Here is a 25,727-nt window from a genome sequence, read left to right as displayed (position 1 = left end):
CCGTGGTTAGACTTCTACAACAACCACCGGCCACACGGCAGCCTCGGAGGCAAAGCACCGATCACCCGGTGTAATTAACGTGCCGTCTGAGTACACCTAGCGCGGCGGGAGCGGGCCGTCCTGTTCCGGAGCGGGAGCAAGAGCACCAGCGGGGAGGATAGGCACTTCTTCGCCGTCGCGGTTGATTAGTTTCCCGCCCTGGAAATAGTCGCCATCCTCGAGGCCGGACAGCTCGTCCTCACGGACCATGCGGGCCGGGCCGGCAGCAAATACCGAGGAGTCCTTCCGGTTGCCGGCCTTGAGTTCGTTGAACAGCAGGTTCAGGAGTACTGCCATGACGGCTGCCGAGCTGATCCCGGAGTGGAAAATAGTGCCAAACCATGCCGGAAAGTTGTCGTAGAACGCCGGCGCGGCAATGGGGATCATGCCGAATCCGATGGACGTGGCAACAATGATCAGGTTCATGTTGTCCTTGTAATCAACCTTCGCCAGGGTGCGGATGCCCGAGGCGGCAACCGTGCCGAAGAGCACCACGCCGGCACCGCCCAAAACGGGCGTAGGAACGGCTGTGACCACGCGGCCGAGGATGGGCAGCACACCCAGGATGACCAGGATGAGGCCGCCCGCGCTGACCACGAAACGGCTCTTGATGCCCGTGATGGCCACCAGTCCCACGTTCTGGGCAAAGGCGCTTTGGGTGAAGGTGTTGAACACCGGAGCAACCGCGCTGGAGAGCATGTCCGCCCGCAGGCCGTTGGCGATGCGCTTGGAATCGACCTTGGTGCCGGCAATTTCCCCCACGGCCAGGATGTCGGCGGTGGTTTCCGTCAGGATCACCAGGACCACAATCGTCATGGAAATAATGGCGGCAAGTTCGAAGGTCGGCAGGCCGAAGGCAAAGGGGGTCGGAAAGGCAACCACAGGTCCTTCGCTGACGCCGGAGAAATCGGCCTTGCCCAGGAAGACGGCCAGGACCGTGCCCAGCACAATCGCCAGCAGGATGGACAGGCGCGAGATTGCAGCGTTGCCCACCTTGCTCAGCAGCAGGACTATAGCCAGCGTGGCGGCAGCCAGACCGATGTTGGAGGTGCTGCCGTAATCCGGCGCCTTGGCGTTGCCGCCCATGGCCCAGTTGGCGGCCACCGGCATCAGCGTCAGCCCGATGGTGGTGATAACGATTCCGGTCACCACCGGCGGGAAGAAGCGGATGATCTTGGCAAAGAACGGAGCAATTCCTAGACCGATGAGTGCTGCCGCAAGAACAGCGCCAAAGGCGGCCTGGATGCCTCCCTCACCATTCACGATGGCCACGAGTGTGGCTACGGAGGCGAAGGAGGTGCCTTGAACCAGGGGCAGCTGGGCGCCCAGGAAGGGCACGCCAATGGTTTGCAGAATGGTTGCCGCACCGCCGATGAACAGGCAGGCGGCCACGAGCAGGCCGATCTCGCTCTGCTCCAGTCCGGCCGCTGTGCCGATAATCAGCGGCGGAGCAATGATTCCGCCGTACATGGTCAGGACGTGCTGCAGGCCGTAGGCGAACGTGCGGCCCAGCGGCAGCCGCTCGTCTTCGGGACGCGGCGGTCCCGCGGAAGGGGACGCTGTTGACGATTTGGTGGCGCGTTGAGATTTCATAGCAGACTCCCTTGTCGGCTTCATGAGCTCTTGCGAAACAGGGTATGGGGTCGGAAATGACCGGTGATGCAAAAAGGTGATGCAAAGTGGGGCAGCGGCGCCGGCTACAGAGAGGAGTCCGGCTGACGGCGCCGCTGCGGCTTGCGGCTAGCAGAAGCCCGGAATGCTCTCCCAAACGGTGTGATCGGAGGTGGTGCCCTCACGCTGGATGGTGGCCTCAATCAGGCCGTAGGGGCGGTCTGCAGCAAAATAGACCTGGTTGGGGTTGTCCAGGCCAAAGGGAGCCAGATCAACCAGGAAGTGGTGTTTGTTCGGCAGGGACATCTTGATTTCTTCGATATCGGGGTAGGCCTCAAGAACAAGCCTGCCCATTTCGAACATGGTCTGCTGCAGCGCAAGTGAGTGCGTGTCGGCGAAGCCCTTGAGCAGGAGGGCGCGGACGCCGTCGTACGTTTCGTTAAAGTCTGCGGGCACCACGTTGTCCGCGAAGCGCCAGCGGGCCGTGACGTCAGTGGCGAGGATCCTGTCAGTGGTCTCACCCAAAGTGGTGAACTGGTCCCGCGGGAATCCGTGGAACTCCGAACCGGTCGACTTGAGCACGGTCAGCCCCTGAAGGCCGCTCACCAGGTGGCGCGTGTCGCCGTCGGCGATCAGAACCGCCGTGCGGGTTTCACTCTTGTCCTTGGAGAAGGCGTGGTCGTGGTCGTGGATTCGATTCCAGGAGTACTGTTCTGCCTCCCACCGGCCGCCGGTTACCCAGTCAAAACCGGCAACAAAGTGCTCGGCCAGGCGAAGGAGAAATGCTTCGGGGGAGCCGACGCCGTCACGGGCGAAGGCGTACACCGTGTTTTTCTGGGTGTCGGTGGCTACAACGTGGCCGTTGTCGCCCTCGGTGTGGGCGGCCTCGAAGTCTCCGCGCAGCTGTGAGGAGACGTTGAGGTCTTCGATCTCGTGGCGGTCTGTGTCCCGGGTGATCTTGACCAGGCGGACTTCGGCCTTGCCGTACTGGTTGTTGCCAAGGATGATGCGGCCTGCGGCGTCGTTGCCGGTAGCGGTTTCAGCGGCGGTGCTTGAAGCAGTCATGTCTAGCTCCCTCGATAGGTGGAAAAGGCAAACGGGCTCAGAAGAAGTGGTACGTGGTAATGCTCAGCTGGGTTGTCCAGGCTGAAGGTCAGGGCGACCGTGGGATAAAAGGTCGCGGTGCCGGTGGCGGCAAAGTAGTCCCCGGTGGCAAATTCGATCCGATACGTGCCCGCAGGAAGCTCTTCGGGCCCTAGGTCCTTGATCCGGCCATCGGCGTTGGTGACGCCTTTGGCAACAACCTCGGCACCGCCGTCGTCCGCTACGGAATAAAGGACTGCGCCCACTCCGGCTGCGGGCCGGCCGGTGACCTGGTCCAGGATGTGGGTAGTGATGTGACTGACACTCATGAGGCGAGCATTCCTTTCAGCCGGAGAAGCGCAATCTGGCGCAGTTCGCCGGCGATGATGGGCTGTTCCTGTTCCGGGGTGTGGGACAGCCGCTCTTCCAATGCGGTAAGGATCTCGTCTGCGCTGCGGCCGGCGGCGCGGATGAGGAAGACGCGGCCAAATTTTTCCTCGTAGGAGGCATTGCCACGGGCAAGTTTTTCGGTGGTTTCCGGCACGACGGCGACGCCGGACTGTTCCCTTCGGGAGAGCCGGGCCTCGGCGCCGTCCCCCGCCGCGCGCTCGCCGATGCGGGGATGGTGGGCCAGTGCGGCGTCAATTTCGGCCTCGGTCCAGTCCGGAGCGGCGGTGGCTGCGAAGGCCGTGAGTTCCGCTGTTGTGCTGAACGGCCGGGCGTCGACAATCTCCTGGACCCAGCGGTCGATATCCACGCACGGCCGCAGCGTTGCTGCTGCTTCCGCGGGTGAGGAGGCGTTAAAAGAGTGCAGTTCCATAGGGGTGTCAGCTTTCGTTGTGGTGCCTCCGACTGCAGCGCTGAACACCCTTGACCATCGACGGATCGACTTGATTCGATGTTTCTGCAATGCGGAAAATTGATTTCAAATTAGTGTAACGCGGGTCACATGAAGACTGTCAAGGGTTCCGGCACATCATTTTTCCGGAGTGGTCGGTTGTGGATGCAGCTGTGCCATTGAGGTCCGGGCAACCCTTGACCGCAGGAGTTGCGTGGCCTAGCGTTTCCGTATAGCAATAAACGGTTTCCGCATACCGAAATTATTGGATAGCAAGTATTGGCTAGCAAGTATCGGATATCAAATATTGATGATCGAAGACAGATGATCGCGTATTCCCTGGATTGAGAGGTCGACCATGAAGACAACGCCGTCGAGGGCGCTCCCTCCCCATCACGTCGCAAGTGCCGAGCCCGTTTATGAAACCGGTGGTTCTGATCCCGATTTCTATTTCCCACCGCGCAGGGAAGGCCGCAGCCTGGTCCAGCGGATACGCAAAATCTCTGCGCTTCGCTCCGTTTTTGGAAAGCCTGGGCGCCATCCGGGCGCTTAGCGGCTGTGGGCTGCGCCGCCCGTAAAAGGACAAAGGTAAAGCAGGGCCGGCCGTATGGCCGGCCCTGCTTTACCTTCGTGTTTGGCGGTTCCTTAGCCTGCGGCTAAGAGGGTAAGGACCAATCGGCATGCGCTGGGGATCGGTTCAATGATCTCCGCCAGCCCCTCGACGGCCAGCCTGCGGGCCGTCTCACTCAGTGGCCCGCCGGCGATGATGACTGCCTTGGCTCCGTCGTTCGCAGCTCGCCCCACCGCTGCATGTAATTCATGGAACTGGGCCTCCGGATCTGCGGCAAGTTCCAGCGGCCCGGACTCCGTCAGCGAAATGCCAAGAAAATACTCCGATCGACCTTCGGCCTGGACCAGTTCTGAAAGTGAATCGGCGAGCATTGGGGTGCTGGTCGCCATGGCAAAGGCTCGGTCGTCAGCCGAAGCGGCCAAGATTGAGGCCTGTCCAATGCCCACCACGGGAACGCTAAGACTGCTTGCCAGCTCGGCTCTTCCGGGATCCCCTATTGCTGACACAATGACGGCGGCAACCCGGGCGCCGGATGGTCCAGCCAGATACTTCCTGACCGCTTCGCATACATGTTCTGCGGAGTCACGCAGGGCATTTGGCTCAATGAGCATTCGGGGCCCGAGCGCTGCAGTAATACCCACAACTTCCAGATCCGTACCGGCCAGTTCGATGGCTGCTAGGCCGCCCATCATGGCTGTGGTGTCTTGGTTAGTGTTCGGGTTGATCAGCAGGACAATCCGGGGCTGGTCCGTGGCCGTGTTAGTGGACATAGGTGGGTTCCTCGTCTTCCTCCAGCGGCTTTCCGAAAGTTTCCGGCGGGAACTGCACCACAATCGCCAGGACGATAAATAGCGCCGCCAAGACCGTGAACATCCCGAACGTGCCGGAAGTATCGAACACTGCCCCGGAGATCAGTGGGAAGAGCCCGCCCGCCAGTGAGCCGGCGGCGAGGATGATCGAGGTACCGAAACCGCGCACTCGGGTGGGATACAGTTCCGGGGCGAACAGCCAGATGGTGGTGTTCAGGATAATGACGGAGAAATTGAACAGCACACCAAACACTAGGATCATCACAATATTGGTGCCAAGGAACGCGATGGACAGCCCGGCGGCACAGCCCAAGATGGCTGCTGCGGTGAGAACCTTCTTTCGTGGGAGCCTACTAGCCAGATAGGCGGCTGTTGCAGCGCCGATCAAGGAGCCGGACTGCATAATCAAGGTAAACCAGAGGCTTGTGTTGATGTTGTAACCACGTGAGACCAAGATGGTGGGCATCAGGGTCAGCATGGAGATTTGCGCGGCGTAGGACATGGTCACCGCGACACCGAGAAGAAGGGTGCGGCGGAGTAATGTGCCGCGGAGCACTTGCTTCCAGGCACCGCTGGCAGAAACTATGCCGTCAGCGGCGCCAGCCACTGAGGCCGTGAGATAGGTCTGCGGGTCATGAATGGGTCCGGAGAGTTTGCCGCGTGCCAGGCGGGTGATGACCATATTGGCCTCATCAAGCTTTCCTGTTGCCGCAAGGTACCGGGGAGTTTCAGGGACGTAGCGACGAAACCACATCACCAGCAGTGCAGGGATGAACAGGAGGCCGAATACCCACCTCCATTTGTCGGGGCCGTCAAAAAGGGTGAAGACCAGAATCCCGAAGGCCGGTGCCAGCATATTGCCCAGTCCGGCTGCGGTGACGTTGATCAGGCCCACAGCTGTGCCGCGGTGCCGGGCGGAGAAGAATTCGGCCATCATGATGACTGCGACAGCGATTTCGCCGCCAAGGCCGAAGCCCACCACAAACCGGCCGGCAGCCAGGATGGCGTAGTTCGGGGCTAGGGCGCAGGCCAGCGAGCCCACAGCAAAAATGATCAGGTTGATCATGAGCATGTTGCGGCGGCCGTAGCGGTCCATGATGAGGCCGGTTGCCAGTCGGCCCAGGGCTGTGGCGGTGAACGTCATTGTGTTCAGGAGGCCAATTTCCGTACCGGTGAGGCCCCAAGCCTCACGCAGCACCGGGCCGGTAATTCCCACGGCGTTCTGTTCAAGGGCGTCAAAGAAGACGCCTAGCAGGATCATGAAGACCACCTGGCGGTGCGCCTTGGTTACTCCGATTGTCTGGTAAGACTTTTCAATCTGCATGGCAAGCGAATCTGTGGGTGCAACACGGGGTTGCTGGGTACTGTCCTGGGGCACCGTTGCTCCTCATGGGTAGTAACCCTCACAAGTGGGATTCAATGAAGGTTCCGTAATGCGAGAATGAAAGTTCACATTAAGGAATGTGATGACTATCACATGTCGGCCCGACTTCGTCAACGGTTAGGGCTCAGGAGGAGTAATGGCTGGGATTGTGACGCGGTGACAGCTAAGACAAGCGTTAAAGAGGGGGCCGCTGCACATGGCGTGCGGCGGCCCCTTCTTCAGGCTGACGCCGGTGAAGGCGGCCTGCGAACTTAGTTAGGCGTCGCCGCCGGAGTTGCCGGAGGTTCCTGCGTTCACGTTGAGCAGGTCATACTTCTTGATCGCTTCGGTGGGTGCACTGGCATCGACTTCGCCGCGGCGGGCGAGCATTTCCAGGGTGCGGACCACCATGGAGTGCGAATCGATCTTGAAGTACCGGCGGGCCGCAGCGCGGGTGTCGGAGAATCCGAAGCCATCCGCGCCCAGCGACGCGAACTCGTTGGGAACGAACTGCCGGATCTGGTCCGGCACGGCCTTCATATAGTCGCTGACGGCGACAATCGGGCCTTCGGCCCCGGCGAGCTGGTGCGTCACAAATGGCACGCGTGCCTGGGATTCGGGGTGCAGGAACGATTCCTCCTCGGCGGCCAGGCCGTCGCGGCGCAGCTCGATCCAGGACGTCACGGACCACACATCAGCAGACACGCCCCAGTCCTCGGCGAGCAGCTTCTGAGCCTCCAACGCCCAGGGAACGGAAACACCCGAGGCCAGGATCTGGGTCTTCGGCCCGTCGGCAGCCGACTCGGACACGCGGTAAATACCCCGGACCACTCCCTCGACGTCCAGGTTCTCCGGCTCAGCAGGCTGGATAATCGGCTCGTTGTAGACCGTCAGGTAATACATCAGGTTCCGGTTCGCTGAACTCTCGCCGTACATCTCTTCGAGGCCGCGACGCATGATGTGTCCGATCTCGTAGCCGTAGGCCGGGTCGTAGGTCTTCACCGCCGGGTTGGTGGAGGCCAGGATCGGGGAGTGCCCGTCGGCATGCTGCAGGCCTTCACCGGTCAGGGTAGTGCGGCCGGCGGTAGCTCCGATCACGAAGCCTCGGGTCAGCTGATCTGCCGCTGCCCAGAAGGAATCGCCCGTGCGCTGGAAACCGAACATCGAGTAGAACACGTAAACCGGGACCAGCGGTTCGCCGTGGGTGGCGTAGGCCGTGCCCGCGGCGGTGAAGGCAGCTACCGCCCCGGCCTCGTTGATTCCGGGATGGATCAGCTTTCCTGCGGGGGATTCCTTATAGGCCAGCATGAGGTCGCGGTCCACGGAGAGATAGTTCTGGCCGTCAGGGTTGTAGATTTTCGCGGACGGGAAGAAAGCGTCCATGCCGAAGGTCCGTGATTCGTCCGGGACGATCGGGACCAGCCGGTCACCGAAGTCCTTGTCCCGCATCAGGTCCTTAAGCAGGCGCACGAAGGCCATGGTGGTGGCCGCGTACTGCTTGCCGGAGCCCTTCTTGGCGACGGCGTATGAACCCTCGGCGGGCAGGGTGACCGGGGCGTGCTTGACCCGGCGTTCGGGGACGTTGCCGCCGAGCTCGCGCCGGCGCTCGAGCATGTACTTGATCTCCGGGGTGTCAGGGCCCGGGTTGTAGTACGGCGGCTGATACGGATCGGCTTCGAGCTGCTCGTCACTGACCGGGATCCGCAGGTGGTCCCGGAAGGCCTTCAGATCCTCCAGGGTCAGCTTCTTCATCTGGTGCGTGGCGTTACGGGCCTCGAAGTGGGTGCCCAGGCCGTAACCCTTGACCGTGTGAGCCAGAATGACGGTGGGCTTGCCCTTGAACTCGGTGGCAGCCTTGTACGCGGCGTAGACCTTGCGGTAGTCGTGGCCGCCGCGCTTGAGCTGCCAGATTTCCTCATCGGTGAGGTTCGCGACCAGTTCCTTGGTCTCGGGGGACTTGCCGAAGAAGTGATCGCGGATAAATCCGCCGTTCTCGGCCTTGTACGTCTGGTAGTCCCCGTCGAGGGTGGAGTTCATGATGTCCACCAGCGCCCCGTTGGGGTCCTTCTCCAGCAGGGAGTCCCACTCCCGGCCCCAGAGGACCTTGATGACGTTCCAGCCGGCACCGCGGAAAAACGCTTCCAGTTCCTGCATGATCTTGCCGTTGCCGCGCACCGGACCGTCCAGGCGCTGCAGGTTGCAGTTGACCACAAACGTGAGGTTATCGAGCTTGTCGTTGGCGGCGAGCTGGAGCAGGCCGCGGGATTCGGGCTCGTCCATTTCGCCGTCACCCAGGAAAGCCCAGACGTGCTGGTCCGAGGTGTCCTTGATGCCGCGGTTCTGCAGGTACCGGTTGGACTGGGCCTGGTAGATCGCGTTCATCGGGCCGATGCCCATGGATACGGTGGGGAATTCCCAGAAGTCCGGCATTGAGCGCGGATGCGGGTAGGAGGACAGGGCGTGTCCCTCGCGGGACTTCTCCTGCCGGAACCCGTCCATGTCTTCCTCGGACAGGCGGCCCTCAAGGAAGGCACGCGCGTACATGCCCGGGGAGGCGTGGCCCTGGAAGTAAATCTGGTCTCCGCCGCCGGGATGGTCCTTGCCGCGGAAGAAGTGGTTCATGCCCACCTCATACAGGGTTGCGGCACCGGCGTAGGTGGAAATGTGTCCGCCCACCCCGATGCCCGGGCGCTGGGCGCGGTGGACCATGATCGCCGCGTTCCAGCGCAGCCAGGCACGGTACCGGCGTTCGACTTCCTCATCACCGGGGAACTCGGGTTCCTGATCCACCGGGATGGTGTTCACGTAGTCGGTGGTGGTGACCATGGGCACGCCCACTGACTGCGCACCGGCGCGCTGGAGCAGCGAACGCATAATGTATTGGGCTCTTTCGGTGCCCTGGGAACGGATCAGATCATCCAGTGACTGCATCCATTCTGCGGTCTCCTCGGGGTCACGGTCCGGGAGCTGGTTGGTCAACCCGCTCAGGATGTCCGTTGTGTCTTCGCTCATGTGTTGCCTCTCCAATGAGGATCAAGAATCCCGTAACAAAGCACTTGTGAATCGTGCCGACTGTGAATTACCGGCGTCGCTTATTTCATCAGACGAAATAAATATTTCAAATACCATAGCAGTCCATGCTGAGCTGGCCAGCGGGCCGGGCCCGATAACCTCGTGAGCGGCCACGGACGGAAGAACACGGCCTGAAGAACACAGCAGAAAGGGCGGAGCCGCAGTGCGGCTCCGCCCTTTCTGGGGTGGTGCTTGTCTGGTGCTGAGTCCGTTCTAGCTCTGCGTGTTGCGTGAGCGCCCTGAGAACAGCATGACCAGCGGAATGATCAGCAGGAGCAGCGGGATAAGTACTGCCAGGACCATCGGGGAAGTGGCGATCTGGCCCGGGGTCATAGCGGTGGTGCTGGCCCGCATGGTGTCGGCGCCTTCGGAGATTTCTCCGTTGCCGTCGGCCAGCGTCATGCTTCCCTCTGCCAGCTTGGTGTTTCCTTCGGCCAGCGTTTCGGCACCGGTCTTCAGCTTGCCGGTACCTTCGGTGAGCGTCTTGCCTCCGTCGTCGAGCTTGACAGTGCCCTCGGCGAGGGAGTCGCTGCCGGAGACCAGCTTGCTGGTGCCTTCCGCCAGCGTGGTGGCGCCGACGGCCAGCTTGTCGTTGCCTTCTGAGAGCGTCACCGCTCCGGTCTGCAGTGTGCCCAGGCCACTGGACAGTGTCTGCGCCCCGGTGGCGAGCTTGCCCGCTCCGGTGACCAGATCCGGAGTTTTCGCAGCCAGCTCGGATGCTCCTGCATTGAGCCTCTTCGCGCCGTCGGCGATGGCACCGTTGCCGGTGGCCAGACTTCCTGCACCGTTTCGCAGCGTGCCCAGCCCGGTGGAGAGTTCTCCTGTTCCGGCGTAGAGAGTCTGAGCACCCGTGGAAAGGGTGCCGGCACCGGTTGCCAGCTGCCCGGCACCCGTCTCCAGCGCCTGGGTGCCCGTAGCAAGTGTTGTTGCGCCGGCGTTCAACTTCCCGGCGCCTTCAGCAATGGCCCCGTTCCCTGCGGCAAGGCTGCCGGCACCGGTACGCAGAGTGATAAGCCCGGTGGAGAGGCCTGACGCTCCGGTGGACAGATCAGTTGCGCCTGCGTTCAGCTCTCCTGCACCTGCGGCGAGATCGCCTGCGCCGGAGGACAGCAACGGTGTTCCGGCGGCGAGGGTCTTGGCGCCGGTGTTTAGCTCTTCAACGCCGGCGGCCAGCTGTCCGTTGCCTGTGGCGAGATCAGCGGATCCGTCCTCCAATGCGCCGGTCCCGGCTGACAGCTCCGCGATGCCGGTTTCCAGCGCCTCGGTCCCCTCCACAAGCTGCTTTGCTCCGCTCTGGAGCCGCAGGGAACCGTCGGCTAGCGCTGCGGCACCGTCGGCCACGCCCTTTGCACCTTTGAGCAGGCCGGGTTCTTCCGCCGTGTTCTGGCCGTCGAAGCCGGCCTTGATGGTGAGGATTCCCGTATTCAGCGTCTCGGCGCCGTTGGCGACCTGTTTGCCGCCGTCCTGCACCGCGGGGACTCCGGCGGCCAGTGCTGCTGCGCCGGCGCCTGCATCCACCGCGCCGGAACGAACCTGCTCCAGTCCGTCCTTGAGCTGGGTGGTGTAGGCGTTGCTGAAGCCGGTGGCACCGGCTGCAATGCCGTCAACGCCGGCCTTGGTGCCCTCCGCCTGTGGAATGACGGTTGCCAGACGGTCAGCAAGCTGAACCCCGGTCAGGGAGGGCGCATCCAGCTGCAGCTGCTGCAGCTGGGCCACCATGTTAGCTGCGGCTGCTGATGCGCTTGTCGCACCGGCCGCCACCCCATCGGCACTGGTTGCCAGGGCGGCTGCACCACCATCGACCAAGGGAATGCCGGTTGCGAGATCGGCAGCACCATCACGCAGCAGCGGTCCGCCGTTGACCAGAGCGTTGATGCCGTTGGAGAGATTCCGCGCACCGGTTGCGAGCGCGGCCGAGCCGCCAGCGGCATCATTGACGCCGGCCCCGAGAGCGGATGCTCCGGCATGCACTCGGTTGGCGCCATCCAGCAAGGCTTTAGTGCCCGCCACCGCCTCACCGGTTCCGTCATACAGAGTGACGACCCCTACCCGGAGGTCCCCGGCGCCTTTGGCTAGCTTGGAAACACCGGTATTGACTTGGACAGCACCGGCGGAAAGCATGGTGGCCCCAGCTGCAGCTGTCGCTGCACCGGTCTTCAGTTTCGTTGTGCCGGCGGCCAGCTGCTGGGCGCCGGCATCTGCAGTCCTGGCACCGGTTTCCAGTTTGGTGCTGCCGTCCTTGAGCGCAGATGCGCCGTCTGCGATGGCGCCTGCGCCGGCAGAAACCTGGTCGGCTCCGTCCTTGGCGGCACCGGCACCTGCGGCCAGCCGGCCGGCGCCCTCTTTGGCTGAAAGAGCGCCCGTGGTGAGGTCTTCGGCTCCGGTGGCCAGCTGGCCGGCGCCCGCAGTGGCTGCCTTGGATCCGTCACGCAGCTTAATGCCGCCGTCGTTCAGCGCTTGCGCTCCGCCGAGAATTTTTCCGGCACCGTCGCGAAGCGCCAGGCCGCCGTCGTTGAGCTTGCCGGCACCGACTTTCAGCGCGCCGGCACCCTCGGCGGCGCTAAGTGCGCCCTTGTTCAGCTCCCCGGAACCGGCAGCAAGCTGCTGGGCACCGTCGGAGGCGCGAACCGCACCCTCACGGAGCTGGATGCCTCCGCTGGCGAGCTGCCCCGCGCCTGCGTTGGCCGTTCCGGCTCCCGCGGCGAGTTTCGACGCGCCCTCAGCTGCGGATACGGCGCCGGTCTGGAGCTTCACCGCGCCCTCGTCGAGGGAGACCGCGCCGTCCTTCAACGACGTCGCGCCGGTCTTGGCGCTTGCGATGCCCTTGGCCAAGGTGTTGGCGCCATCGTCAACCTTCTTGGTTCCGGCAGCCACCTCGGCGGCACCGGCCTGGGCCTTCGCGGCACCGTCCTTAAGGTCCCCGGCACCGGTGGAGGCCCGCACGGCGCCGTCGCTAAGCTGCACCGCCCCGGCGGCAACTTTGCTGGAGAACAGGACAAAGAAAGCCAGAAGAAGGATGAGGAATAGAGCCAGCAGGGCTGTCAAAAGTGTATGCGGCCGGAAACTCTCCCGGCCGGACGGAGAACTCGTCATTGAAATTCCTTTGTCATATTCCGGTCCAGAGACCGGATGGGCAGCGAGGAGCGCCTGTGGGCTGTCGCGTTCGGTGGTGCCGGACCGAAAGCGCCTCTGCTCTGATGACGTTTTCCCCCGACATAGTGTGATGTCTGTTACATCTAACTTACTGGTCGGTAACAAAGCAAGGATTTGCTGAAAAAAAGTTACCGGCCGGTAGGTTGCGGGTCGAAACTCTTACGGAGAACTATTTGCGGCGTGTCCCTGCAGCCGTCGCGCCGCTCATGGTGAATGCTGACTGCCACAGCAGTTACGCACGTGCTTCACCATCACGAGGAGTTATGGATGAGCTGGCTAGACCGTGAAAACATCATTGCGCCGCCGGGCTTCAACCGGTGGCTCATCCCTCCGGCGGCACTGGCCGTCCACCTGTGCATCGGCCAGGTTTATGCCACAAGTGTTTATAAGAACGCCTTGGTGGAGCACTTCAACGCCAGCCTGACGCAGATCGGGATCATCTTTTCGGTGGCGATCGTGATGCTGGGACTGTCCGCAGCGGTCATGGGCACCTGGGTGGACAGGAACGGGCCGCGCAAGGCGATGTTTGTCTCCGCGGTCTTCTGGTCCGGAGGGTTCCTCGTGGGCGCGGTGGGCATCTTTACCCACCAGCTGTGGCTGCTCTACATCGGCTACGGAGTCATTGGCGGCATCGGCCTGGGCATCGGCTACATCTCACCGGTCTCCACCCTCATCAAATGGTTCCCGGACCGCCCGGGGCTTGCTACCGGTATGGCCATCATGGGGTTCGGGGGCGGGGCGCTGATCGCCAGCCCGCTGTCCTCTGCCCTGCTGACCTTCTACGACCCCAACTTTGGCACCCCCGGCGCTGACGCGGGCGACGCCGTCGGCAAGCTCTTCCTCACTCTCGCCGCGGTGTATCTGGTGTATATGCTCTATGGCGCATGGACCATTCGGGTCCCCGCGGAAGGATGGCGGCCAGAAGGCTTCGACCCGGCAACGGTAACCTCCAAGGCTCTGGTCACCACGGCGCACGTGTCCGCTGCAAACGCCATCAAGACCCGGCAATTCTGGCTGGTCTGGATTGTCCTTTTCTGCAACGTCACGGCCGGGATCGGCATCCTGGAGCAGGCTTCGCCCATGATCCAGGACTTCTTCCGCCAGCCCGACGGCGTTTCCCTGGTGAGCGCCGCCGTTGCCGGCGGCTTCGTGGGGCTGCTCTCGATCGGCAACATGGGCGGGCGCTTTGTCTGGTCGGCTACTTCGGACATCATCGGCCGAAAACGCATCTATATGGTGTATCTGGGTGCGGGTGCGGTGCTCTATCTGATGCTCGCGTTATTCGGAAACACCTCCACCATCCTGTATGTCCTGCTGGCCTTTGTGATCCTGTCCTTCTATGGCGGCGGCTTTGCCACGGTTCCGGCCTATCTGCGGGACCTGTTCGGAACCTTCCAGGTGGGCGCCATCCACGGCCGGCTGCTGACGGCCTGGTCGGCTGCCGGCATTGCCGGTCCGCTGATTGTTAATTCGTTCCTGGACGCCCAGGGAACGCCCGGAGAGCTGGATGCCGGGGCGTACCAGCCCGCCTTGCTGACGATGGTTGGGCTGCTGGTCATCGGGTTCATCGCCAATCTGATGATCCGTCCGGTTGATACCAAACACCATGAACCGCGGGGTGCCGGCAGCGCCGGTGCCGCGAAAGATGCTGAGCTGGAGGAGGACTACACATGAGTGAATCCCTGGACCGTTCCGGATCAGGCGGCGCCGCTGCCCGGTCGGACAGCGCGCGCATCCGTATTATCGTGAGCTGGCTACTGGTGGGTGTGCCTTTGGCGTATGGGGTCTTCCAAACGCTCTCCAAGGCCTCGGCCCTGTTCGGCTGATGTGTCCTACCGCGTCTTTGCCGGCGATAGGTCGGCAAAGACACGGGCCTGCGCCAGCAGTTGCGGCACTCCTGCCTCCAGCGATGGCGCAAACCGGGTGTCGTGGGGCCGTTCGCCCTTCAGCCATCTGCTGTAGATCGCTTCGCAGAAGATGGAGGCCTTCCACAGCGCCAGAGTCTGGTACCAGGGCAGGGCGTCCAGGGAGAGGCTGGTCTGCTCCCGGTAACGGGCAATAAGCTGTGCGCGGCTCAGGTATCCCGGGTTGCGGGTGACGGCGGTCAGCTCCAGCGGGCTCGGTGGGCTGTCCGGCTCCGCATACGTTGCCGTGAGGTAGCCGAGGTCAGCCAGCGGATCGCCAACGGCCGCCATCTCCCAGTCCAGGACCGCAGTGACACGTGCCGGCGCGGCGGCTTGGAACATCAGGTTGCCGGGGCGGTAGTCGCCGTGGAGCACCGACGCCTGCTGGCTTTCGGGGCAATTATCGGCCAGCCAGGTGCCCAGCACGGCAACATCGGGCAGCGAGCGGGTGGTGTTGATATCCCAGAGCACGGAAAAGCGCTCCACCTGGCGGCGCAGATATCCGTCGGCATGCCCGAAGGACGCGAGTTCGCCGGCGGTCACGTCCACCTGATGCAGCTGCACCAGGGTGTCAACCACGGCATTGCCGGTTGCCAGCCGCTGTTCAGGCGCATCCAGAACCGCGGGAATGGTGTTGGTGATAACCAGCCCTTCGAGGAAGGTCATCACGTAGAAGGGCACACCCAGGACAGACTCGTCCTCGCACACGGCAAGGATGGTGGGGACCGGAATGCCGCGGCCCTGCAGGAGCTGTTGAATTCGCGCCTCGCGGACCATGTCGTGTGTCGAGCGGGGCAGCGGCGGCCGCGGGCCACGGCGGAGCACAAACACCTCGCTGCCGCGTTCAATACGGTAGGTGATATTGGACTGCCCGTCACCGATCTGGGCCCAGGATAAAGGGCCGGATCCAAGGTTGTGCTCATCCAGGAAGGCGGTGACGGCATCCAGGATCAGCAGCGGCGGGGAGGCGAGCGCGGCGGCGTCGGCTGCGGTTGCCACCACCTCGGATCCGTCGGGGACTGACTGCAGGGAAGGCTCGCCGGCTTTCATTCCTTACGCCTGCGCAGAGCTGTAGGAAGGAGCATTGTCAACCGACGCCTGGAACGGCGCACCCGCTTCCACCTCGCGCCGTCGGGCAGAGGAAGCCCGCCGCGCAATGGCCCACTTGTGCGTTTCGTTGGAGCCGTCGTAGATGCGGAAGGCCCGCACCTCATTGAGGTAGGACGCCAGCGGCAGGCGGTCGGAGACGCCGTCCCCGCCGCACAGCTGCAGCGAGCGGTCAATCACCCGGTACACGGCCTCGGAGGTGTGCGCCTTGGCCACCGAGGACAGTGCGGACCCTGCCTTGGCATCGGTGTGAAGCAGCGCGGCGGTCTTGGAAATGATCGCATCGGACGTTTCCAGATCCATCACGTTCAGCGCCAGCATGTCCTGGGCGATGCCGAGCTCGTGCATGGCGGAGCCAAAGATTTCCCGGGTATTGGTCCGGTCCAGGGCAATGTCCATGGCACGCCGCGCCAGTCCGAGCCACCGCATGCAGTGGGTCAGGCGGGCCGGGCCCAGACGGACCTGTGCATACCGGAATCCCTGTCCGGGGGAGCCCAGGACGGCAGAGTCGGGAACAAAGACGTTCTTAAAGTGCAGGTGGGGGTGTCCGCCGCCGATGGCGCGGTCCATGGTGGAAATCTGCTCACCTATCCGCACTCCCGGCGTGTCCATGTCCACCAGCAGCATGGTAGCGCCGGCTGGGGAGGTGGCGGGGGAGGTAGCGCCGGGGGCCGCATCCAGGGCCGGCGTGCGCACCATTGCAATGCAGAACGCTGCGTTGTTGGCACCGCTGCTGAAGCGCTTGTGCCCGTTGATCACCCAGCCGCCGTCCACCTTTGATGCCGATGATTGCAAGGCGGCGGGATCCGATCCGGCACCCGGGTGCGGCTCTGTCATCCCGAAGCAGGAGCGCGCAGCACCGGAGACGAGCGGACGCAGGTATTGGTCCTTCTGTGCCTGCGTGCCGATGAGCTCCAGCATGTGCATGTTGCCCTCATCCGGTGCCTGGCAGTTGAGCACAGTGGGCCCGATCAGAGAGTACCCCGCCTCCTGGAAGATGGGGGACCAGAACTGCAGCGGCACACCCTGCCCCCCGTATTCCACTGACACATGCGGCGCGAAGACCCCGGCGCTCTTGGCTGCGGCCTGCAGCCGGGTCCGTTCAGCCTCCGACAGCCGTTGGCCGGGGGAGGGCTCGGCCGGGATGACGACGGAACGGATAAAGTCCCGGGTGCGCAGGCGCAGGTCTTCGATCTCAGGGGGAAGGGTGTTCATGGGACTGTGTCCTTTGGGTACTTAAGCGTTGCCGCCGGCAGCCAGCAGGCCACCGTCGAGATTCAGGATCTGGCCGGTAATCCAGGCCGCGTCATCGGAGGCCAGGAAAGCGGCTGCAGCCGCCACATCTTCAGGGGTTCCCAGCCGGCCCAGGGGGTAGGCGGCAGCTACCTGCTCCTCCCGTCCCTCGTAGAGCGCCCGGGCAAACTGCGTCTTGACGACGGCGGGGGCCAGCGCGTTGACGCGGATGGCAGGGCCAAGCTCCACAGCCAGGGAACGGGTGAGCTGTTCGATCGCGGCCTTGCTGATCCCGTAAAAGCTGATGCCCGGGGATGGCGTTTGGGCGCTGACCGAAGACAGATTGATGACGGATCCGCCGCGGCCGGCGAAATCCAGCTTCTGGTGGTGGTACGCCGCCTGCACCCAGCCAAGAGTGCCGTAGAGATTGACCTCCATGATCTTGCGGGCCGCATCCGGCTCCAGATCCATCAGTGGGCCGTACACCGGATTGATGCCGGCGTTGTTCACCAGAATGTCCAGCCGGCCAAATTCCGCTGCCACCGTGTCCAAAACCTCGGCGCGGTGCTCGGCATCGTCCGACTTGCCCGCGATGCCCAGGACGGAGCCTTCCGGAAATGATGCCGCAGCCTCTGCCAGGGGTTCAGGTTTACGCGCCGTGATGCAGACGCGGGCACCTTCAGCCACCAGACGCTGGGCCACCGCCAGTCCAATGCCTCGGCTGGCACCGGTGACAATGGCCGTCTTTCCTTCCAGCCGGCGGGCATGGACGCTGTTCTGGGGCATGGAGCTCCTCGGGTAAAAAGTGGTCCGGATTGGCGTAAACCGAGCAACCGCTCGGTATGGTGCCCGGGTATGCTAAGTCTGATGTAGAGGTAAAAGTGTGTCAAGGGTCACTTTGGCCCGACCACGACTGGCGGGGATTGGGTTGGATGGGAGCGCAATGGCTGGGGAAAGAACCGTGCGGATAACCGAAGCGGCCACGGATTGGCGGATTTTCTCCGACCAAGAGCTGCCGCCGGTGCTGGCTGCCGCGCTGGAGTGCTTCGTGGAACAGGGTTTTCACGGCACCACCATCCGGGAAGTGGCGGGGCGCGCAGGGCTCTCCGTGCCCGGGGTCTATCACCACTACCCTTCCAAGTCCGCCCTGCTTGTGGACATTGCACAGCGTGCCATGGCAGACCTGTTCCGGCGCAGCCAGGCTGCCCTCGCCGAGGCCGGCCCATCGGCCGAGGACCGTTTCCGGCTGCTCATTGAATGCCTGGTTCTCTTCCACGCCCACCGCAGCGACCACGCCTTCATCGCTGCGTCTGAAATCCGCAGCCTGGCCGGCGAGGCCCGCACTGCCCACCTTGCGGCCCGCGACAGGCAGCAGCGGCTGCTGACGGAGGTAGTGGACGACGGCGTGGCCGCCGGCGTCTTCACCACACCCTTTCCGGTCGACTCGGCGCGGGCCGTGATCACCATGTGCACCGGCGTCGCACAGTGGTACCGCGCCGCCGGTGAGCTGTCCCCCGAAGACCTGGCCGCCCGTTACATAGTGATTGCGCGCGCAGCAGTAGGTCACTGACAGCGCGCAGGGAGCGCGGTCAGCGATACCTGCGGTGCAGGTTCTCGCCGGCCTCCGGGCCGTTGGCCGACGCGGAAATCCAGGGGCCGGTGCCCTCGGACTGGTCCAGCACCCCCTCCTCCAGCCAGGTGTAGCGGCCGGCCAGTACTCCCTTGGCGAGCTGGCGGTCCTCGGAGTCGGAGTTGCGCCAGAGATCGTCAAAGAGTGTGTCGGTCCGCACCCGTGACTGTGCGCAGAAAGCCGCGGCCAGCTCATAGGCCTGGGCGCCCTCCCGCGGATCCTTGAGGCGTATGTTCTCCGCGCGCATGCACACCGCGGACATGGCAAAGAGTTCCGCTCCGATGTCCACAATCCGGCCCAGGAACACCTGGTGGTGTTCCAGCCGCGCCTGCCACCGCGCTATCCCGTAGAACGTGGAACGGGCCAGCCGGCGCGAGGACCGGTCCGCGTAGCGCAGGTAACCGGAGAGCGGCCCGAATTCCGCATAGGCGGTGGGTACGGACCCTTTTCCGGCAGCGAGGGTAGGAAGCCAGCGGCCGTAGAACCCGCTGGCCTTCACGGCTGCCCGGGCTTTGTTTCCCAGCGGTGCATCGGCAACCGCCAAATCGCCGGCCGCCTTCAGATGGGCATCAACCGCTTCGCGGGCAATCAGCAGATGCATGATTTCGGTGCTGCCCTCAAAGACCCGATTGATCCTCAGGTCACGCAGCTGCTGTTCGGCGGCGACTGCACGTTCACCGCGGGCAGCCAGCGAAGCTGCTGTTTCAAACCCGCGCCCGCCGCGGATCTGCACCAGCTCATCACCGATCCGGTAGGCCATCTCCGAAGCCCACAGCTTAGCCAGCGCCGCTTCGATCCGGATGTCCTTGGTGCCGGCGTCGGCCATGGAGGCAGACAGTTCAAACACGCTCTCCAGGGCAAATGCGGTGCCGGCGATGAAAGCCACCTTCTTCGCCACGGCCTCATGGCGGCCAATGGGCTGGCCCCACTGCTCCCGCGTTCCCGTCCATCCACGGGCAATCTTCAGGGACCATTTTCCTGCCCCGGCGCACAGGGCGGGAATGGACAGGCGGCCGGTGTTCAACGTAGTCAGGGCGATCTTCAGGCCCTGGCCCTCCCGGCCCAGCCGGTTGGCAGCCGGCACGCGCACGCCGCGCAACCGGGTCACCCCATTCTCGATACCGCGCAGACCCATGAAGTTGTTTCGGTTCTCTACGGTGATCCCCGGGGTGTCCATTTCCACCACGAAGGCGCTGATTCCACCCTTTTCCGTGCCATGGGGCGGAACGGCGGCCATGACCACCACCAGCTCTGCGATTACCCCGTTGGTTGTCCACAGTTTCACTCCGTCGAGGACATATTCGCTGCCGTCGTGGGAGGGGACGGCTGTAGCCCGCATCCTGGCCGGGTCGGAGCCGACGTCGGGCTCCGTAAGCAGGAAAGCGGAGATAGCACCGGCCGCACACCGCGGCAGGTACTCCTCCTTCTGTGCTTCGGTACCAAACACTTTGACCGGCTCCGGAACTCCGATGGACAGATGTGCCGAGACCAGCGCGCCCAGGCTCGGGTGCACGGAGCCGAGCAGCATCAGGGCGCGGCCGTAGGCAAGCAGGGATAGCCCCAGACCGGAATACCGGCGGGGAATCTTCATTCCAAAGACCCCCAATTCCGTCAGTCCCCGCAAGTAGTCATCGGGAATCACGCCGCTGGTTTCGATCACCTGACCATCCAGTGTGGTGCAGAAGGCTGCCAGCCGGTCCAGGAAATCGCGTTCGCGGATGGCCTCTTCGGGGTCCGCCGGCTGGGGGCGGATGAGGTCCAGGTTGTAGCTGCCCATGTAAATGCCCTTGGCAAAGCTGGGGCGCCGGTCCTCCGCAATCCGGGACTCCTCGGCCAGAGCGCGGGCATCCTTGGCGGTGACCACCCGTTCCTTGACCTTCCGAGCGCCGTCGTCCCCGGTACTGCGGGCATCCTGCAGGTCCTTGGTGCTCATGGCACTTCCCCTCGCTCCGGGCTGCTCCAGGCAGCCTCCGTTGGCTGTGCGGCTCAGCCTACGCGCGGTCCGCACAGCCACAAAGGGTGCCTGGAAGATGACCCCGCCCAATCGCCCTGACATCTGAATTCTTGACAAGACCCCCCTTCTTAACGTTGGAATGGTAAGCACACTGATTATTTTGATGCTCACTGGAGACATGCACAGGGAAGCAGGCAAATGCAGAACGAGGGGGATTGGGAAGCGGTTCGGCTGCTTTCCACCGCAGCGCGGCTGGTGCGGAGGGAAGTGGACAACCGGCTACGGGACGTGGGCCTGACGCAGGAGCGGGTCACGGTGCTGCGGGTGCTGGCGGCGGAAGGGCCGATGAAGCGAGCGCAGCTGGCCCGCCGGCTGAGGGTCACGGCGCAGACGCTGGGAGCGTCCCTGGTCACCATGGCCCGCCAGGACCTGGTGGGTGAACTTCCCCCTGCAGTAGACGGGTCCGCCCGCAGGGTGGTGGATATTTCAGACTTTGGCCGGCAGATGCTGGAGCGGGCCGATCATATTGAGCGGGCGGGATTCAGTGCCGACATCCGCCCCGAGCTCCGCAACGAGCTCATTGAGCTGATCCGGGAACTTGAAGTTCACCGCGCCGGCGCCTCGGCTCGGCTCTAGTTTCCGTGCAGCAGGCGGCCAGTGCCGGGTAACGTGATTGATGAACAAAGAGGAACGTCGTCACGGCCGGGGGCCGGAAGAGGGTAAATGATGAGTGAAGGCATTCGAGTTGCTGCCGCTGATGAGATTGACGAAGGAACTGCGGTGAAGGTCGATGCCGAGGTGGCCGGCACTGCGGATGATATTGCCGTGTTCCACAGTGACAATGGAAGCTTCTATGCGTTGAACGACACCTGTACGCATGAGGAAGCGTCCTTGTCGGAAGGATGGATCGAAGACGCCGAGGTGGAGTGCCCCCTACACTCGGCACGTTTCTGCCTGCGCACCGGAGAGGCACTGTGCCTGCCCGCGCTGATTAACGCCAAGACCCACCGGGTGGAAGTGCGCGACGGCGAGGTGTACCTGTATCCCGGGGAGTCCCCTGTGTAAGGGCCTAATGAACGCCGGTGGCGTCCCGGGACTTCATGTCTGACTCTTGATTACGCAAGACTCACGTTGCGTAATTATGCTAAGGATAGGTTAGCCTTACTTTGTCCGGTTTTTCCGGGCGCTGGATTGCCTCAAGAATTCCGAACCCTTAGTCAAGGAGCCCCCATGGCCCTGTCCCGGATGCGCCGCGCTGCGGCCGTTGCCGCTGTTGCCGTTCTGTCCCTCTCTGCCTGCTCTACCGGCGCCACCGACGAAGCGGGCGACGCCGGTGCCTCGGCTGCGGCGACTGATACGTTTCCGGTCACCATTGAACATGTCTACGGTGAAACCACCATTGAGTCCGCCCCCGAGCGCGTAGCCACCGTCGCCTGGGCCAATGCAGAAACCGCGCTGGCCCTGGGTGTTGTTCCGGTGGGTATGCCGACCATCGTCTACGGCGGCAATGAGCAGGGCACTACGCCCTGGATCGATGACGCGCTGGAAGAACACGATGCCACAATCGGGTCCGAAAACGCTCCGGTGCAGTACTCCGAAGCTGACGGCATTGCCTTTGACGATGTTGCGGCCACCAACCCCGATGTGATCCTCGCGGCCTACTCCGGGCTGACGCAGGAGGACTATGACAAGCTCTCCAAAATAGCTCCCGTAGTCGCTTACCCCGATGCACCTTGGGGAACCTCATGGCAGGACACCGCCACCATGATCGGCAAGGCGCTGGGAATGAGCGACAAGGCTGACCAGCTGGTCGCCGACACCGAGCAGTCCATCAAGGACGCCGCGGCCCAGTATCCGGAGCTTGATGGTACGTCCTTTATTTACGGCAACCTCGCCAAGGGCGCTTCCTCCGTCTACACCTCCCTGGACAACCGTCCCAAGTTCCTGACTGAGCTGGGCATGGTCCAGGCTCCGGTGGTGGATGAAAACGCACCCGCAGACGCCTTCTACTTCCCGTGGGCGGATGAAGACGCCAATCAGCTGGACTCCGACATCTTTGTGACCTGGGTTGCGGATGACGCCGCTGCCGCGTCCCTTGCCTCCGATCCGCTGCTGGGACAGATCCCGGCGGTTAAGAACGGTGCTCTGGTTGCGGATTCCGACGCCGAGCGCGTCTTCTCCGTCTCTGCCATCAACGTCCTGAGCGTCCCGTACGCACTGGAGAACGTGGTGCCGATGATCGCAGAGGCAGCCGCTACGGCCGCCGCCAAGTAGGTCCCGCAGCCAAGCAAGCCCCGCAGCACTTAGGCTTTGCAGAAAAGAGCATCCCGGTTCATTCCGCCGGGATGCTTTTTTGCATGGCGGGCAGTTACAGATCTCACCACAAGTGTTCGGCTGCCGATTGGACAGGACCCCCGGGGGAGCTGACACGATCAAAGGTATGCAAGATGTGCTCTCTGCTCTCTCCAGTCTCAAGCCACTATTCGCGGTTCTTATTGCAGTGGGAGCGGCCCTGCTGCTGGCGCGGGTAGTACGTGAATCCACCGCCAAAATCTTCCGCCGCGTGCCGCGGATCCGTGAAGTGACGGCTTTGGGTCGCAATCCGCTCCGTCTGGTCCTGTCCTTGATTGGCATCCGGATTGCCATGGGTGCCACTGTGGCCGGCGCCGAGTGGTTCCCTGCGGCTAACTACGTCCTGACGCTGGGCCTCATCGCTTCGCTGGGCTGGCTGGCCGTGGTCACGCTGCTCATTATTGAGGCGATGCTCCTGTCCAAGTACAAGACGGACACCAGGGACAACCGCCGCATGCGGCGGCTCAAAACGCAGGTCATGCTGGGCCGGCGCGTAGGTGTGGCCGTCATCATCACGATTGCCGTGGCCTGCGTCCTGCTCACCATTCCCGAGGTGCGGGCGCTTGGTGCCGGTATCCTTGCCTCCGCAGGGCTGATCTCCATTGTTGCGGGTCTTGCTGTGCAGAGCACCCTGACCAACGTCTTCGCCGGGATGCAGCTGGCCTTCACTGACGCCATCCGGGTGGATGACGTGGTGGTGGTGGAATCCCAATGGGGGACCATCGAGGAAATCACCATGACCTATGTGGTGGTGCACCTGTGGGATGACCGGCGCCTGATCCTGCCCTCCGCTTACTTCACCAGCACACCGTTCGAGAACTGGACACGGAAGCAGTCCGCCATCCTGGGCACCGTGGAGCTGGACCTGGACTGGCGGGCGCCGGTGGGTGATCTGCGCACCCGCCTCAAGGAAACCCTCGCAGGCACCGAGCTGTGGGACGGCCGCACCGGCGTACTGCAGATTACTGATGCCGTCAACGGCCTGGTGCGGGTGCGCATCCTGGTCAGTGCCGCTGACAGCGGCGCCCTCTTTGACCTGCGCTGCTTGGTGCGCGAAGCCATGGTGACCTACCTGCAGGAATGGCATCCGGGCGCTCTTCCACGCCAGCGCTGGGAGGAAGTTCAGCCCGCGGCTCCGGAGGTGCACCGGGACCGGCGTTCGCGCCGCGGCGGGGACCCGTCGGACACCAGCACGTCCCAGTTCTTCACCGGTTCCCTTGAGGCCGTGGACCGCCGGCACTCCTTCGCGGGGCCGGGCAAAGAGGTCTTTGAAGAGCGTGAGGAAACCTCCGCTGAGGACTAGGCGCGCCCGTAGGATTCCCTCTGTTCCGGGTCCCATCGGTTGACAAGCCGGATGCCGTCTGGCTGGCTGGGCTTCTGTACAACTGTGTGACTGAACAACTGTGCGGCCGGTTCGATCCGCGTGCAGACCCAAGCCACGAACCCGCGCTGAGCGCGGCGCGGAAAGAGGAACTGTTATGGCAGATGAATTTGTGGTCCATGAGCTCCAGGGCTCCAACGTGTGGGCCAAGGATGGTGAGCGTCTGGGGCTGGTAGGTCAGGTGCACCTGGATCGGTCCACCGGAGCGCCGGAATGGATTACCGTTGCACTCGGGCTTTTCGAAACCCGCCAGCACTTTGTTCCGCTGGCCGGCGCCCGCCGGGATGAGGATGACATCTACGTGAACTACAGCCGGCAGGCCGTGGATGACTCGCCCCAGGTTGATCCCGACGGCGCACTCAGTCCCGAAGAAGAAACGCTGCTGACGGACTATTACAAGAAATTCTGACGATCTGAGGCAGGATAACACTGCGGCCCTGCCGGTTATCCTTTGGTAGTAAGCCCCCTTACCAATAGGATGAAAACCTGTAATTCTACGCACCAGGAGGCCGTGATGGCGGAGCAGAACAGTGGGGGAAGGGCTCAAACGGCTCCCAGCCCGGAGGACGCGAGCAAGCCGGACACCCCGGCGGAGGTGACAAAACCCAGCTGGAAGTACATCCTGCGGAAAACACTCCGGGAGTTCGGCAAGGATCAATGTACCGACCTTGCCGCCGCGCTGACGTACTACACCGTCCTGGCCCTCTTCCCGGCACTGCTGGCGCTCGTATCGATCCTGGGCCTGGTGGGTCAGGCCGAAAGCACCACCAAGGCCATGCTGGACCTCCTCGGGGAATTTGCCCCGGAGAGCGCCATGAATGTGCTGAAAGACCCCATCGAACAGCTGACGTCCTCGGGCAGCGCCGGTTTCGCCCTGATCGTCGGTATTGCCGGTGCCCTCTGGTCCGCCTCCGGCTATGTCAAAGCCTTCGGCCGGTCCATGAACCGCATCTACGAAGTGGATGAAGGCCGGCCGGCCTGGAAGCTGCTCCCGACGCAGCTCCTGGTCACACTGGTGCTCATCCTTCTTGTCGCCGCATTGCTGATGATGCTGGTGCTCAGCGGACCCATTGCCGAGACCATAGGCAACTTTATTGGACTTGGTGCGGAGGCGGTCCTGGTCTGGAACATCGCCAAATGGCCGGTGATGCTGATCTTCGCCGTCCTGCTCGTCGCGATCCTGTACTACGCCACCCCCAACGTGAAACAGCCAAAATTCCGCTGGATGAGCATGGGCGCTTTCATTGCGCTGATTATGCTGGGTGCTGCCACCTTTGGCTTTAGCTTCTACGTGTCCAAATTCGGCAGCTACAACGCTACCTACGGTGCTATTGGTGGCGTGATCGTGCTGCTGCTGTGGCTGTGGCTGGCTAACCTCTCACTGCTGTTCGGTGCCGAGTTCGACGCCGAGGTGGAACGCGGCCGCGAGCTGCAGGCCGGCATCCAGGCCGAGGAAACCGTCCAGCTGCCTCCGCGCGATACCCGCCAGAGTGAGAAGCGTCAGGAGCAGATCGAAGAAGACATTGAGCAGGGCCGCAAACTGCGCCAGCAGCACGCGGGCAAGGACTACGACGATGACCTGCACTAGCTGACAGCATCACAGCGACCTGACCGCACCACACCGACA

Annotated in this window: 21 protein-coding genes; 9 read left to right on the top strand and 12 right to left on the bottom strand. The window is 63.3% G+C overall.

Features of this window, described 5'->3' with window-relative positions:
* Positions 1–96: 96 nt before the first annotated feature.
* The 8 genes from ABIB35_RS07350 to ABIB35_RS07315 form a co-directional block, all read right to left on the bottom strand.
* The gene (locus tag ABIB35_RS07350; protein ID WP_354180140.1) at positions 97–1,632 is read right to left on the bottom strand and encodes a nucleobase:cation symporter-2 family protein; all 1,536 of its coding nucleotides are present in this window, start codon (positions 1,630–1,632) and stop codon (positions 97–99) included.
* Between the two features lie 147 nt (positions 1,633–1,779).
* The gene (gene pucL / locus ABIB35_RS07345; RefSeq protein WP_354180138.1) at positions 1,780–2,715 is read right to left on the bottom strand and encodes a factor-independent urate hydroxylase; all 936 of its coding nucleotides are present in this window, start codon (positions 2,713–2,715) and stop codon (positions 1,780–1,782) included.
* 2 nt (positions 2,716–2,717) lie between these two features.
* Positions 2,718–3,062 (bottom strand): hydroxyisourate hydrolase, encoded by a 345-nt coding sequence (gene uraH / locus ABIB35_RS07340; protein WP_354180136.1) that lies wholly within the window; start codon positions 3,060–3,062, stop codon positions 2,718–2,720.
* Positions 3,059–3,553: a 2-oxo-4-hydroxy-4-carboxy-5-ureidoimidazoline decarboxylase gene (gene uraD, locus ABIB35_RS07335; RefSeq protein WP_354180134.1), complete on the bottom strand. Its 495-nt coding sequence runs from the start codon at positions 3,551–3,553 to the stop codon at positions 3,059–3,061. Before uraD ends, uraH begins: the two co-directional genes overlap by 4 nt.
* A gap of 663 nt (positions 3,554–4,216) precedes the next feature.
* Positions 4,217–4,912 carry an aspartate/glutamate racemase family protein gene (locus ABIB35_RS07330; protein WP_354180132.1) on the bottom strand — a complete coding sequence of 232 codons (696 nt, stop codon included), beginning with the start codon at positions 4,910–4,912 and terminating at the stop codon, positions 4,217–4,219.
* Entirely contained in the window at positions 4,902–6,329 is a 1,428-nt protein-coding gene (locus tag ABIB35_RS07325) for an MFS transporter (RefSeq protein WP_354180130.1), read from the bottom strand. The genes ABIB35_RS07330 and ABIB35_RS07325 overlap by 11 nt, the downstream gene beginning before the upstream one ends.
* Positions 6,330–6,590: 261 nt before the next feature.
* Positions 6,591–9,326, bottom strand: a complete 2,736-nt coding sequence (gene aceE / locus ABIB35_RS07320) for a pyruvate dehydrogenase (acetyl-transferring), homodimeric type (protein ID WP_354180128.1) — start codon at positions 9,324–9,326, stop codon at positions 6,591–6,593.
* A 273-nt stretch (positions 9,327–9,599) separates the two neighbouring features.
* Entirely contained in the window at positions 9,600–12,479 is a 2,880-nt protein-coding gene (locus ABIB35_RS07315) for a beta strand repeat-containing protein (RefSeq protein WP_354180126.1), read from the bottom strand.
* Positions 12,480–12,806: 327 nt separating this feature from the next.
* Here ABIB35_RS07315 and ABIB35_RS07310 point away from each other — a divergent pair, with 327 nt between their 5' ends.
* Together ABIB35_RS07310 and ABIB35_RS07305 are read left to right on the top strand one after the other, a co-directional pair.
* A complete protein-coding gene (locus ABIB35_RS07310) occupies positions 12,807–14,213 on the top strand; it encodes an OFA family MFS transporter (protein ID WP_354180125.1) in 1,407 nt (468 codons plus the stop codon).
* Entirely contained in the window at positions 14,210–14,365 is a 156-nt protein-coding gene (locus ABIB35_RS07305) for an MFS transporter small subunit (RefSeq protein ID WP_354180123.1), read from the top strand. Before ABIB35_RS07310 ends, ABIB35_RS07305 begins: the two co-directional genes overlap by 4 nt.
* 6 nt (positions 14,366–14,371) lie before the next feature.
* Here the strand turns inward: ABIB35_RS07305 and ABIB35_RS07300 are convergent, their stop codons facing one another.
* Genes ABIB35_RS07300 through ABIB35_RS07290 form a run of 3 tightly spaced genes read right to left on the bottom strand, consistent with a single transcriptional unit; the run spans position 14,372 to position 17,569 of the window.
* Entirely contained in the window at positions 14,372–15,493 is a 1,122-nt protein-coding gene (locus tag ABIB35_RS07300; RefSeq protein WP_354180122.1) for a phosphotransferase family protein, read from the bottom strand.
* A gap of 3 nt (positions 15,494–15,496) precedes the next feature.
* Positions 15,497–16,765 (bottom strand): acyl-CoA dehydrogenase family protein, encoded by a 1,269-nt coding sequence (locus ABIB35_RS07295; protein WP_354180120.1) that lies wholly within the window; start codon positions 16,763–16,765, stop codon positions 15,497–15,499.
* 21 nt (positions 16,766–16,786) lie between these two features.
* On the bottom strand, positions 16,787–17,569 hold the full coding sequence (locus ABIB35_RS07290; RefSeq protein ID WP_354180119.1) for an SDR family oxidoreductase: 783 nt from the start codon (positions 17,567–17,569) through the stop codon (positions 16,787–16,789).
* A 175-nt stretch (positions 17,570–17,744) separates the two neighbouring features.
* Between ABIB35_RS07290 and ABIB35_RS07285 the strand changes: the two genes are divergently transcribed.
* On the top strand, positions 17,745–18,353 hold the full coding sequence (locus ABIB35_RS07285; protein ID WP_354180118.1) for a TetR/AcrR family transcriptional regulator: 609 nt from the start codon (positions 17,745–17,747) through the stop codon (positions 18,351–18,353).
* 19 nt (positions 18,354–18,372) lie between these two features.
* On the opposite strand, the gene ABIB35_RS07280 is transcribed toward ABIB35_RS07285, so the two are convergent.
* Positions 18,373–20,346, bottom strand: a complete 1,974-nt coding sequence (locus ABIB35_RS07280) for an acyl-CoA dehydrogenase family protein (protein ID WP_354180116.1) — start codon at positions 20,344–20,346, stop codon at positions 18,373–18,375.
* Between the two features lie 219 nt (positions 20,347–20,565).
* Between ABIB35_RS07280 and ABIB35_RS07275 the strand changes: the two genes are divergently transcribed.
* The 6 genes from ABIB35_RS07275 to ABIB35_RS07250 all read left to right on the top strand — a co-directional run bounded on the left by ABIB35_RS07275 (position 20,566) and on the right by ABIB35_RS07250 (position 25,688).
* The gene (locus ABIB35_RS07275; protein WP_354180114.1) at positions 20,566–21,003 is read left to right on the top strand and encodes a MarR family winged helix-turn-helix transcriptional regulator; all 438 of its coding nucleotides are present in this window, start codon (positions 20,566–20,568) and stop codon (positions 21,001–21,003) included.
* A 90-nt stretch (positions 21,004–21,093) separates the two neighbouring features.
* A complete protein-coding gene (locus ABIB35_RS07270) occupies positions 21,094–21,432 on the top strand; it encodes a bifunctional 3-phenylpropionate/cinnamic acid dioxygenase ferredoxin subunit (RefSeq protein ID WP_354180112.1) in 339 nt (112 codons plus the stop codon).
* Positions 21,433–21,597: 165 nt separating this feature from the next.
* Positions 21,598–22,641 carry an ABC transporter substrate-binding protein gene (locus ABIB35_RS07265; RefSeq protein ID WP_354180110.1) on the top strand — a complete coding sequence of 348 codons (1,044 nt, stop codon included), beginning with the start codon at positions 21,598–21,600 and terminating at the stop codon, positions 22,639–22,641.
* A 175-nt stretch (positions 22,642–22,816) separates the two neighbouring features.
* Positions 22,817–24,022, top strand: coding sequence for a mechanosensitive ion channel family protein (locus ABIB35_RS07260; protein WP_502915746.1), 1,206 nt, complete (start codon positions 22,817–22,819; stop codon positions 24,020–24,022).
* A 175-nt stretch (positions 24,023–24,197) separates the two neighbouring features.
* The gene (locus ABIB35_RS07255) at positions 24,198–24,509 is read left to right on the top strand and encodes a PRC-barrel domain-containing protein (RefSeq protein WP_354180106.1); all 312 of its coding nucleotides are present in this window, start codon (positions 24,198–24,200) and stop codon (positions 24,507–24,509) included.
* 105 nt (positions 24,510–24,614) lie between these two features.
* Positions 24,615–25,688, top strand: coding sequence for a YihY/virulence factor BrkB family protein (locus tag ABIB35_RS07250; protein ID WP_354180104.1), 1,074 nt, complete (start codon positions 24,615–24,617; stop codon positions 25,686–25,688).
* Positions 25,689–25,727: the final 39 nt, after the last annotated feature.

It is taken from the genome of Arthrobacter sp. UYP6, assembly GCF_040547315.1.
Taxonomy (GTDB): Bacteria; Actinomycetota; Actinomycetes; order Actinomycetales; family Micrococcaceae; genus Arthrobacter_B.
The sequence above is the reverse complement of the archived record's forward strand: the minus strand, read 5'-3'. Positions and strand labels throughout refer to the sequence as shown.

Coding starts and splice junctions, on each gene's coding strand:
- ABIB35_RS07350 (WP_354180140.1), bottom strand. CDS start 1,632: ATGAAATCTCAACGCGCCACCAAATCGTCAACAGCGTCCCCTTCCGCG.
- pucL (WP_354180138.1), bottom strand. CDS start 2,715: ATGACTGCTTCAAGCACCGCCGCTGAAACCGCTACCGGCAACGACGCC.
- uraH (WP_354180136.1), bottom strand. CDS start 3,062: ATGAGTGTCAGTCACATCACTACCCACATCCTGGACCAGGTCACCGGC.
- uraD (WP_354180134.1), bottom strand. CDS start 3,553: ATGGAACTGCACTCTTTTAACGCCTCCTCACCCGCGGAAGCAGCAGCA.
- ABIB35_RS07330 (WP_354180132.1), bottom strand. CDS start 4,912: ATGTCCACTAACACGGCCACGGACCAGCCCCGGATTGTCCTGCTGATC.
- aceE (WP_354180128.1), bottom strand. CDS start 9,326: ATGAGCGAAGACACAACGGACATCCTGAGCGGGTTGACCAACCAGCTC.
- ABIB35_RS07315 (WP_354180126.1), bottom strand. CDS start 12,479: ATGACGAGTTCTCCGTCCGGCCGGGAGAGTTTCCGGCCGCATACACTT.
- ABIB35_RS07310 (WP_354180125.1), top strand. CDS start 12,807: ATGAGCTGGCTAGACCGTGAAAACATCATTGCGCCGCCGGGCTTCAAC.
- ABIB35_RS07305 (WP_354180123.1), top strand. CDS start 14,210: ATGAGTGAATCCCTGGACCGTTCCGGATCAGGCGGCGCCGCTGCCCGG.
- ABIB35_RS07300 (WP_354180122.1), bottom strand. CDS start 15,493: ATGAAAGCCGGCGAGCCTTCCCTGCAGTCAGTCCCCGACGGATCCGAG.
- ABIB35_RS07295 (WP_354180120.1), bottom strand. CDS start 16,765: ATGAACACCCTTCCCCCTGAGATCGAAGACCTGCGCCTGCGCACCCGG.
- ABIB35_RS07290 (WP_354180119.1), bottom strand. CDS start 17,569: ATGCCCCAGAACAGCGTCCATGCCCGCCGGCTGGAAGGAAAGACGGCC.
- ABIB35_RS07280 (WP_354180116.1), bottom strand. CDS start 20,346: ATGAGCACCAAGGACCTGCAGGATGCCCGCAGTACCGGGGACGACGGC.
- ABIB35_RS07275 (WP_354180114.1), top strand. CDS start 20,566: ATGCAGAACGAGGGGGATTGGGAAGCGGTTCGGCTGCTTTCCACCGCA.
- ABIB35_RS07270 (WP_354180112.1), top strand. CDS start 21,094: ATGAGTGAAGGCATTCGAGTTGCTGCCGCTGATGAGATTGACGAAGGA.
- ABIB35_RS07265 (WP_354180110.1), top strand. CDS start 21,598: ATGGCCCTGTCCCGGATGCGCCGCGCTGCGGCCGTTGCCGCTGTTGCC.
- ABIB35_RS07255 (WP_354180106.1), top strand. CDS start 24,198: ATGGCAGATGAATTTGTGGTCCATGAGCTCCAGGGCTCCAACGTGTGG.
- ABIB35_RS07250 (WP_354180104.1), top strand. CDS start 24,615: ATGGCGGAGCAGAACAGTGGGGGAAGGGCTCAAACGGCTCCCAGCCCG.